This is a genomic window from uncultured Pigmentiphaga sp. (assembly GCF_937950555.1).
Taxonomy (GTDB): domain Bacteria; phylum Pseudomonadota; class Gammaproteobacteria; order Burkholderiales; family Burkholderiaceae_B; genus Pigmentiphaga.
The window spans coordinates 168,259-178,508 of record NZ_CALFCW010000030.1 but is presented as its reverse complement, the minus strand read 5'-3'; the positions used below and the strand labels follow the sequence as shown (position 1 = coordinate 178,508).

Genomic DNA, 10,250 nt, shown 5'->3' with positions numbered 1-10,250 from the left:
GCTAGCCCTCGGGTTCGAGCAACAGCGTCGAGAGCGGCGGCAGCGTCAACACCAACGAATGCGGCAGGCCGTGAAACGGGCCATGCCGGGCCTCGGCGCCACCGCCGTTGCCCATGCCGGAACCGCCGTAATCGGCCGCATCGGTATTGACGACCTCCCTCCACCATCCGCCCGTTGGAACGCCCACCTGATACCCCTGCCGCGGCACCGGCGTCATGTTGCAGACGGCGAGGACGTACCGCTCGCCGTCGCTGCGCAGGAATGCATAAACGCTGTTACGGTCATCGTCGCCAACGACCCACCGGAATCCCGCCGGGTCGGCGTCCCGCTTGTGCAACGCGCGAAGGCCGACATACGCGCGATTCAGGTCCCGCACCAGGTGCTGCACGCCGGCATGCAATGGATCGGCGAGCACGTCCCAGTCGAGCTGCCGGTCGTGGTTCCACTCCCGCTCCTGGGCCATCTCGCCCCCCATGAACAGGAGTTTCTTTCCGGGATGGCTCCACATGAACCCGAAATACGCGCGCAGGTTGGCGAAACGCTGCCAGCGATCGCCGGGCATCTTCCCGATCAGCGATCCTTTGCCGTGCACGACTTCGTCGTGCGAGAGGGGCAACATGAATTTTTCGGAATAGGCGTACACCAAGCCGAAGGTCATGTCGTGGTGGTGGTAGCGCCGATACAGCGGGTCCTCGCGAAGATAGCGCAACGTATCGTGCATCCATCCCATGTTCCACTTGTAGTGGAAACCCAACCCACCCTCGGCCACCGGCGCCGTCACGCCGGGCCACGCAGTCGACTCCTCGGCAATCATCATCGCCCCGGGAACCTGCTGGCGCACCCGTTCATTCAACTCCCGCAGAAAGGAAATGGACTCCAGATTCTCCCGCCCCCCATAGCAGTTCGGGATCCATTCGCCCTCGCCGCGGCTATAGTCACGGTACAGCATGGAAGCGACCGCATCCACGCGCAATCCGTCTATGTGGTAGCGCCGCAGCCAGGCCAGGCCGCTCGCCATGACGAAATTGCGTACTTCATTGCGTCCGAGGTTGTAGATGTAGGTGTTCCAATCCTGGTGGAAGCCTTCCCGCGGGTCTTCGTATTCGTACAAAGCCGTGCCATCGAAGCGCGCCAGGCCGTGCCCGTCTGTTGGAAAGTGGGCCGGTACCCAATCCAGGATTACGCCGAGGCCCGCGCCGTGGCAACGATCCACGAAGGCGGCGAAGTCCCGCGGCGAACCGTAACGCGCCGTCGGCGCGAATAGGCCCAGGGGTTGGTAGCCCCACGAACCGCCGAATGGATATTCCATGATCGGCATCAATTCGATATGGGTGAATCCCATGTCGCGCACATACGGGATGAGGCGGTCAGACAGCTCGTGCCAATTCAGCGTGCTGCCGTCCTCGCGTCGAAGCCACGAGCCGACGTGCACCTCGTATACGGAAATCGGAGCATCGGGCGCGTGCCGCCCGGCGCGGCCAGCCATCCACCCATCATCCGTCCATCGGAAGGGTTCGGGATCGGCCACGATGGACGCCGTGGCGGGCGCCGGCTCGGCCTGCCTGGCGTAAGGGTCAGCCTTTTGCGGCAGCAAAGTGCCGTCGGCACCGACCAGTTCGTACTTATATGGCTCCCCATGTTGCAGCCGGGGCACGAACAGCTCCCAGACTCCCGCCGCGTGGCGCAGCCGCATGGGATGGCGCCGACCGTCCCAGGCATTGAAATTCCCTACCACCGAGACGCGCCTTGCATTGGGCGCCCAGACTGCAAAGCGCACGCCCGGCACGCCGTCCACCTCCACGCAATGGCTGCCCAGGCATTCGTCTGCGCGCTCGTGGCACCCGCGGCTGAGAAGGACCAGGTCCTCTTCGGGCAAGAGCAGGCCGAAGGAGTAAGGATCCTCCGTCTCCTGCTGGCCTCCCGGCCATTGGATGCGCAATCGGTACCCCGTCATGCGGGATAGGAAGCCGGCATCGGCCTGCCCTTCGAAAACACCGTCGCGCAACGCCTGCAGGGCCAGCACGCGTCCGGCATCCGAAACGGCCTCGACGGAGGCGGCGCCGGGTAGGAAAGCTCGGATGCAAAGCGCTTCCCCGACCGGATGCGGGCCCAGGACGGCGAAAGGGTCCGGATGCTGGCCGGCCGCCAGCGCATCGATGTCCTCGGCGAGGATTCCTCGTTCACGACTGTCCGTCAAGATCGTCTTCCTTCCGAATTTCCGGATCCAAGCGCCGCGCCAAAGCCGCCAGGCCGCGCAGCGGTACGCCTATCCAGGCCGGTCGATTGGCCGCTTCGTAGCTCACTTCATAAGCTGCCTTCTCGATCAGGAACAACAGCAGCAAGGCCTGCTCCGCTTCCGCATCCATCCACGGCTGCGGCGCAGCGGCCGCGGTCTCTCGGTACGTGGCGAGGAACGCGTCTGAAGCTTCTGCGCGGAACCGGTCGAGCAAGGCGTTGCGTCGTTGGGCCACGGTATCGATGGATGGACCCGCGATGGGGCTCGGCCCCGTCGCAGGGGCACTCGCATCCGGGGCGTGCGCCGCCACCGCGGCCGCGTAGTCGAACGAGCGAAGCAGGCCGGCCACGTCTCGCATCGGATGGCTCTTGCGACGCCTCTCCTCCATGGTGCGGGCGGGCTCGCCCTCGAAATCAATGATGTAGGCGTCGTTCTGCGCCACGAGGACTTGGCCGAGATGGAAATCGCCATGGACCCGAGTCAGGAGAGCGTTCTTTACGCCCTCGCACAGCCCATCGACCGCCGCTTCGAGCCGTCGGCGATGATCCAGCAACAGCCGCACCTCGTCCGACAACTCACCCCACTCCCGTCGCGCCGCCAGTATGTCGAGCGCGCGATCGAGGCTGTGCCGTGCCTCGGCCACCATGCGCGCGCAATCGTCCGCGGTCGCCCTGGCCGGGGCGAAGGCCGGATCGTCGCACGGAAGGGCCAACGCGGCATGCAGCTCCGCCAGGCGGCGTCCCATGGCGGCCGCGAGCGTCGCATACCCGCGCAACTCCTTGCCGTAATCCTCCAGGCTCTCGTCCGTCAGCGCCGCATCGTCGAGCGTGCGGCGCAGGTATTCCAGCGTCCAGTTCCAGGCGTCCCCCTGGTTGTCTACATACTGCTGCACGAGCATCAGGGTGTGGGGCGTGCCGTCTTCGTCCACCCGCACGACCTCGCCCAACAGCGCGGCGGTATTGCGAAAACCGAGCTGCGTCAGTCGACGGGTCATCTCGCTCTCGGGATGGATACCCGCCGTCACGCGCCTGACGATTTTCAGGACAGCGTGCGTCCCGATCACCAAGGAGCTGTTCGATTGCTCGGCCGACATCCATTGAATGGGCGTCTCCGCATCGACGGTCACGGCCTCGAGCCCGGCTTCGGGCAGGAACCGGATGCGCGCGCTACGACCGCCGTCTCCGGCGGATCGCGCTTCGAGCTCGACGCCGTGGCGCAGGCTGTCGATCACCGCGATGGCGAAGCTCTGTAAGCTGAATGCATCGGTGACCATGCCCACCATGGGACCGCGGCGCACCCGGGCCAGCGCCAGCTGCTGCTGCAACGGCGGCAGCGTTTCTTCCCAGATCAGCCCCAGCGGAACCACGTAGCGCTCGCTCCGGCCGCCCAGCACGGCTTCGATCTCGGTCAGATAAAGCTCGTCCTGGGCAGGTAGCTTGACGCCATAGACGATGTGGCCCGAGACGATGCGCTCGTTCTTCGAGGCAAACCACCGCCGCAGCGACAGGTATTCGGGCAAGACCGATTGCTCGAGCGTACGCCGGGACTCCGCGGTCAGCTCGTAGCCGGTCTTGCCGCGCAGCACCAAGGTCCTGAACTCCCGCAGCTGGTCCGCGGTGGCCAGGTGCCAGCTTGGCGGCGAGGCCGACGGGCTCAGTTCGAACCAATAAAATCCGTAAGGAGGAAGCGTCAGCAGATACGTCAGGCGCCCGATGGCCGGGAAAGACGTCCCGCCCATCAGCTCGACGGGCACCCGCCCCTCGAATTCGGCGAGATCGAGCTCAACCGCTTGGGGCGTATGTGAAAGATTCGCGACGCAGAGTATGGTGGTCTCTTCGTATTCGCGCAGATAGGCAAGGATCTTGCGGTTTCCGGGATACAAAAAGCGCAGGGCTCCGCGGCCGAACACCCGATACTGCCTGCGCTTGCCGAGCATGCGGCGCATCCAGTTCAGCAGCGAGTGGGCATCGCGCGATTGTGCTTCGACATTGACGGCCTCGTACCCGTACAGGTTGCCCATCAGCGGCGGCAACACAAGGCGTTCCGGGTCTGCCCGGGAGAAGCCGCCGTTGCGATCCGCCGACCATTGCATGGGAGTGCGCACGCCGTCGCGGTCTCCCAGGTGGATGTTGTCGCCCATGCCGATCTCGTCGCCGTAGTAAATGACGGGCGTGCCGGGCATGGTGAGCAGGAGGCTATTCATCAACTCGATGCGACGCCGGTCCCGCTCCATCAGCGGTGCTAGGCGCCGCCGGATTCCGAGGTTGAGCCGGGCCCGGGGGTCTGCCGCATAAACTTCCCACAGATAGTCCCGCTCGCTGCTGGTGACCATCTCCAGCGTCAGTTCGTCATGATTGCGCAGGAAAATCGCCCACTGGCAGTTGGGCGGAATATCCGGCGTCTGCTGCATGATGTCGGTGATGGGGAATCTATCCTCCCGCGCGATGGCCATGTACATGCGCGGCATCAGCGGGAAGTGGAAGCACATGTGGCACTCATCCCCCTGGCCGAAATACTCTTGCGCATCCTCCGGCCACTGGTTGGCTTCGGCGAGCAGCATGCGCCCTTCGTAATGCTCATCCAGGTCTTGCCTGATCTTGCGCAGGATGGCGTGGGTCTCGGGGAGGTTCTCGTTGTTCGTGCCCTCGCGCTCGACCAGATACGGCACGGCATCCAGCCTCAACCCGTCCACCCCGAGGTCTAGCCAGAAGTGCATGACGCTGAGGATCGCCTTGAGCACCCGCGGATTGTCGTAGTTCAGGTCCGGCTGGTGGGAGTAGAACCGGTGCCAGAAATACGCACCCGCCACCGGATCCCAGGTCCAATTCGATTTCTCGGTGTCGAGGAAGATGATGCGCGTGCCTGCATAGGCCTGGTCGTTGTCCGACCAGACATAAAAATTGCGTGCCGCCGAGCCGGGCTTGGCGCGCCTGGCCCGCTGAAACCACGGGTGCTGGTCTGACGTATGGTTGACCACCAGTTCGGTGATCACGCGCATGCCTCGGTCGTGTGCTGCCGAAATGAAGCGCCTGACGTCCGACAGATCACCGTAGTCCGGGTGCACGCCGCGATATTCGGCGATGTCGTATCCATCATCACGGCGCGGCGAGGGATAGAACGGCAAGAGCCAGATCGTGTCCACGCCCAATTCGGCAATGTAATCGAGCTTGGCCAGCAGCCCCGCAAAGTCGCCTATTCCGTCGTTATTTGCATCGAAGAAGGACTTGACGTGCAGTTGGTAGATGACCGCGTCTTTGTACCAGAGCGGGTCTCCCCGGTTGACGGCGTTCACCGATGTCGCGCGCTTGCTGTTCATGCGTCCTCGCTGCCGATGTGTCTAGAAGCGCCGAGCGATCCGCCACACTCTATAGGGTGCGTCCGGTTCCAGATAGACATACTGCATCTTTCCATGCCAGTCGAAACGGTGGCCATACAGCAGGTCTTCGACGCCCAATACCCCGTCGTCCGGCAATCCAAAATCCCAAAGGGGCAATTCCACGTGGGCGCCATGCGCCCCATGGGGATCGAGATTGACGACCACGAGCACCACGTTGTCGCGTTCCGGCGTAAACCGGGTATAGGCGAGAACCTGGTCATGGTCGGTCCTGAGAAAAGCAATGCCCGTATGGCAATGCAGGGCCGGGTTGTCCCGCCGGATGCGGTTGAGCATGCCGATCTCGGCCACGATGTTGCCGGGGCGGTCCCAGTCCCAGGCCCGGATTTCGTACTTCTCCGAATCGAGATACTCCTCCTTGCCCGGGACCGGCGTCGCCTCGCACAATTCGAATCCGTTGTACATGCCCCATGAGCCGGCCATGGTCGTCGCGAGCGCCGCCCGGATCAGGAAGCCGGGGCGTCCTGAATCGTGGAGGTGACGGGGGTTGATGTCCGGCGTGTTGACGAAGAAATTGGGGCGGAAGAAATCCGAGACCGGCGGGCGGGAGATTTCCTCCAGGTACGACGTCAGCTCCGCCTTGGTTTCGCGCCACGTAAAGTAGGTGTACGACTGCGAGAATCCCAGCTTGGCGAGCCGATACATCATCTTGGGGCGGGTGAAGGCTTCCGACAGGAACACCACGTCGGGATGGCGGGCATGCACTTGCGAAATGAGCCACTCCCAGAAAGGCAGCGGCTTGGTGTGGGGGTTGTCCACGCGGAATATCCGCACGCCTTGGCCCACCCAGAACAACACCACGTCCAGCAAAGCCAGCCATAGCCCGGACGCCGCGTCGCGGCCTCCCGGCCGCGCATAGAAGTCGACGTTGACGATGTCTTCGTACTTCTTGGGCGGATTTTCTGCGTAACGAAGCGAACCGTCCGAACGCCAGGCAAACCATTCGGGATGCTCTCTCAACCAGGGATGGTCCGGCGAGCATTGAACGGCAAAATCGAGCGCGATCTCGAGCCCATGCCGGGCCGCCTCATCGACCAATCGCCGGAAATCGTCCAGCGTTCCAAGTTCGGGATGGATGGCGTCGTGCCCCCCCTCTTCCGAGCCAATGGCATAGGGGCTTCCGGGATCGCCGGGGCCCGCCACCAAGCCGTTGTTGCGTCCCTTGCGGTTCTTGCGCCCGATGGGATGAATGGGCGGAAAATACAGGACGTCGAACCCCATCTCGCGTATCGCCGGCAGCCTGGCAATCACGTCGTCAAACGTGCCGTGGCGGCCCGGGTCTCCGCTTTGGGACCGGGGAAAAAGCTCATACCAGCTGCCGAATTGCGCAACTCGACGCTCGACCCGAACGGGAAACTCCGGCGAACGCGACGCGAACTCCCGTGGATCGAGGGCCCGCATCAGCGCTGCCGCCTCGGGCGATTGCAGCCATTGGAGGCAATCCTCCGGGGAGAGCCCCGGCAAGCGCTGCGCAGCCTCGCCCGCCCGGGCGCGTACGTCATCCTGGCGGTCCGTGCCGGGCGCACTGAGCACATTCATCACCCAGTCCCTGGCCTCGTCGACCTCGACGCTCACGTCCAACCCTGCGGCAGATTTCTTGCCCAGCTCGTCCACATAAGTCGAGAACGTGTCGCGCCATGCCTCGATCGCAAACCAACCCATGCCTATCCGTTCCGGGCGGCACATCGCTTCCCACCGGTCGTTGTCCACCAGCCGCATGGGAATGCGCGTCCACGAGCTTTCGTCCGCGGCCCGCCAGAGCAAGTCCGCGGCGAGCTTGTCGTGGCCATCCATGAATATGTCGGCCTGCACGCGCAGCGCTTCCCCCGGGGTGCGCTTGACCGCGAAACGGCCTCCCTCGATCACTGGCGAAACGGCTTCGATCGCCACGCGCGGGGCAGCCAGGGCCGCCGTCAGCGAGCGGCGGCGCGGCGCGCCGCCGAGCACGGGTGGCGCAGACCCCATTTCGAGGATGGCCGCGGCCCCCGGTTCGAGACGCACGGGCAGGCTGGCAGGCAACGAAGGATGGCCTGCGCCCCGTGCGCGCAAGACGCGTTGTGCACCATCGGGTAGCCGAGCTTGGAGTGCAGCCCAGTCGACCTCGGCATGCGCAAGCAAATTCGCGTTGAAAAGCAGCAAATGGAGCCGCTTGCCCCGCGGCGAGAACGTCCGGCGCAGCAGTGCCGCCGTCCAGCCGGGGCCGGCGCCAGCCAGTTGCACCAACTCGAGGCCGTCGGTGGATGCACTGGCCAGCCACCGATTGGCCGCCTTGACGTCCTCGGTCAGGTCGAGCTGGTCGTGCGGGGCGCCATCCAAGCCGTAACGTTCAAATCCCATTGGGGCCAGCCATCCCGCACCGGTGGCCACCGCACCCCATAAAGCCCGCACGGCCGCCCGGCGGCGGACCTGCGGATCCGGGACGCCCACGCCTACGGCGCCGGGCCGGTACGGATCGACCGGAAACGCCAGCACCGAGCCGACTTCCTCGAGCGCATAGCGCTCGTCCATCAGCCACGCGCTGCGAAAATCCCACCAAGCGAACGAGGAGAAAACGTAAGAAAATCCCAGGCCCTTGAGACTGCGGACGGCAGCCCGCGAAAGGCCGGGTGTCCAGGCAAGCAAGTCAAGGCCGGCCGCCGCGTCGGACACCTGGCCCAACTGGCTGCGCAGCGCATCCGGCGGCACGTTTCCCAGCCCGCGCAGCAATAAACCGCCTATGCCCAGCTCGCGCCAAGCGGCAGCGCGCGCGGCCCAGTCGACCGTCGTGGCCGATTCGCCCGTCGTCACCGGACGCATGGCGCGCGGATCGAGCACATCGGAGCCGGCCTGCGCGGTTGCGCCGCCAAGCTTCCCGCAATCCAGGTAAAGCGCCAAGCGCCGCCGGGCGGCGGCGCGGACCAACGCACTGGCAGCCCGGGGATCCTCTGCCCGGTCAGCCTCGACCAACACCTGCCCGAAGCCGAGCGACGCTGCCTTCTCGATCAAGCTGCGCCACGCGGCGGCCAACTGCCCGGATTCGTCAAGCACCGGGCCCAGGTCCGCGCCGCGCGCCTGGTAGATACGAAGCGGAGTGCGCTGGGCGGCTGCCATCAAGCCCGTTTCCGGACGTCCGGAGCGGCCTGCGGGGCGATCACCCCGGAGCGCCTCGCCACCATCGGCGCCCCCACCGGCGCGACCGGAGCCAGCGAGCGGTACAGATTGAGGTACTGCGCGGCCGGAGCCTCCCAACCGAAATGCGTGGTCATGCCGTTCTTTTGCAAAGCCGTCCATTTGTGCGGTTGTGCAAATATGCTCAATGCATGCTCCACTGCCCGCAGCATGTCGTCGGGGGTCTGGCCATCGAACAAGATGCCCGTGGCAGCTCCCACTTCTGCCCCCGGCTCGGACGATAGCCCGGTGATGCTATCGGCCAGGCCGCCCACCCGCGAGGCGATGGGCACGGTTCCATACAACATCGAATAGAGCGGCGTCAGGCCGAAAGGTTCGAACCGGCTCCCGTGCAATAGCATGTCCGCCCCGGCATGCAATAGATGCCCGCGCCGCTCGTCATAACCGATATGCACGCCAAGATTGCGCGGATGCTGCTCGGCCAGCGCCCGCAGTTTCTCCTCGACCGACCGTTCGCCGCAACCCAGCACCGCGACCTGCAGCCGCGGATGCGCTGCAAGCAACCTGGGGAATATTTCGACCGCCACGTCCGCCATCTTCTGCGCCGTCAGGCGGCTGCCCATGGCCAGGACCGGCGCCTCGGGATCGGTCGGCAACCCGAAGGCGCGCTGCATCTCCAGCTTGTTGCGCACTTTGCCGCGCATGTCGAGGGCCGAGAAGTGCTCCGGCAAGAACGGGTCGATGCTGGGATCCCAGATTTCGGCGTCGATCCCATTGGGAATGGCCTTCAGTTCATGGGTACGCTGGCACAGCACGCCCTCTAGCCCGTTGCCGAAATCGGGCGTCAGAATTTCGCGCGCATAGGTAGCGCTCACGGTAGTAAGCCGGTCCGCATAGCGCAGTCCCGCCTTCATGAAGTTCAGCTGCCCCCAGAATTCCACCCCGTCGCTGCCGCGGTACGCCGGCGGAATGCCCAGTTCGTCTGCCAGGGACAAGGGGAAATTGCCCTGGAAAGCCAAATTATGGATCGTCAGCACGGTTTTGGGGCGTTTTACGCCTGCGGCGTGCAAATACAGTGGCGTCAAAGCCGCATGCCAGTCGTGGGCGTGCACGATATGGGGAACACGTATGGGCGTCGCCCCCATGGAAATCCGCTGTGCCGCCTGCGCCAGCGCGGCAAAGCGTATCGCGTTGTCGGGGAATTCCCGGCCGTCCGGGTCGACGTATGGATTGCCAGGGCGCATGTAAAGCGCATCGTTCCGTAGCAGCAGCACCGGGATTTCAGCATCCGCGGCCCAGCCGGCCCAGACTGTGGCATCCCCGCCCACCAAGCCGGGCAGTTCCGCAACCATTTCGAGTTCGATGGCCGCATCCAGGGCGCTTGGGTAGGCGGGCATCAAGATCGTGGCGTCGACGCTCGCGTCGCGCAACGCTCGCGCCAATCCGCTCACGGCGTCGGCCAACCCTCCGGTTTTTGCGAGCGGCAAAGCCTCTGATGTAACAAGCAAGACT

4 protein-coding genes are annotated in these 10,250 nt (G+C 64.8%); all 4 read right to left on the bottom strand.

The genetic code is table 11. The features are described from left to right. Position 1 precedes the first annotated feature (1 nt). Genes glgB through glgA form a run of 4 tightly spaced genes read right to left on the bottom strand, consistent with a single transcriptional unit; the run spans position 2 to position 10,246 of the window. Positions 2-2,197, bottom strand: a complete 2,196-nt coding sequence (gene glgB / locus Q0319_RS07415; protein ID WP_299451595.1) for a 1,4-alpha-glucan branching protein GlgB — start codon at positions 2,195-2,197, stop codon at positions 2-4. Then, positions 2,181-5,552, bottom strand: a complete 3,372-nt coding sequence (treS, locus tag Q0319_RS07410; RefSeq protein ID WP_299451593.1) for a maltose alpha-D-glucosyltransferase — start codon at positions 5,550-5,552, stop codon at positions 2,181-2,183. The genes glgB and treS overlap by 17 nt, the downstream gene beginning before the upstream one ends. A 21-nt stretch (positions 5,553-5,573) precedes the next feature. Next, positions 5,574-8,720, bottom strand: a complete 3,147-nt coding sequence (locus Q0319_RS07405; RefSeq protein ID WP_299451591.1) for an alpha-1,4-glucan--maltose-1-phosphate maltosyltransferase — start codon at positions 8,718-8,720, stop codon at positions 5,574-5,576. After that, entirely contained in the window at positions 8,720-10,246 is a 1,527-nt protein-coding gene (glgA, locus tag Q0319_RS07400) for a glycogen synthase GlgA (RefSeq protein ID WP_296462961.1), read from the bottom strand. Before glgA ends, Q0319_RS07405 begins: the two co-directional genes overlap by 1 nt. Positions 10,247-10,250: the final 4 nt, after the last annotated feature.

Coding starts and splice junctions, on each gene's coding strand:
- treS (WP_299451593.1), bottom strand. CDS start 5,552: ATGAACAGCAAGCGCGCGACATCGGTGAACGCCGTCAACCGGGGAGAC.
- Q0319_RS07405 (WP_299451591.1), bottom strand. CDS start 8,720: ATGGCAGCCGCCCAGCGCACTCCGCTTCGTATCTACCAGGCGCGCGGC.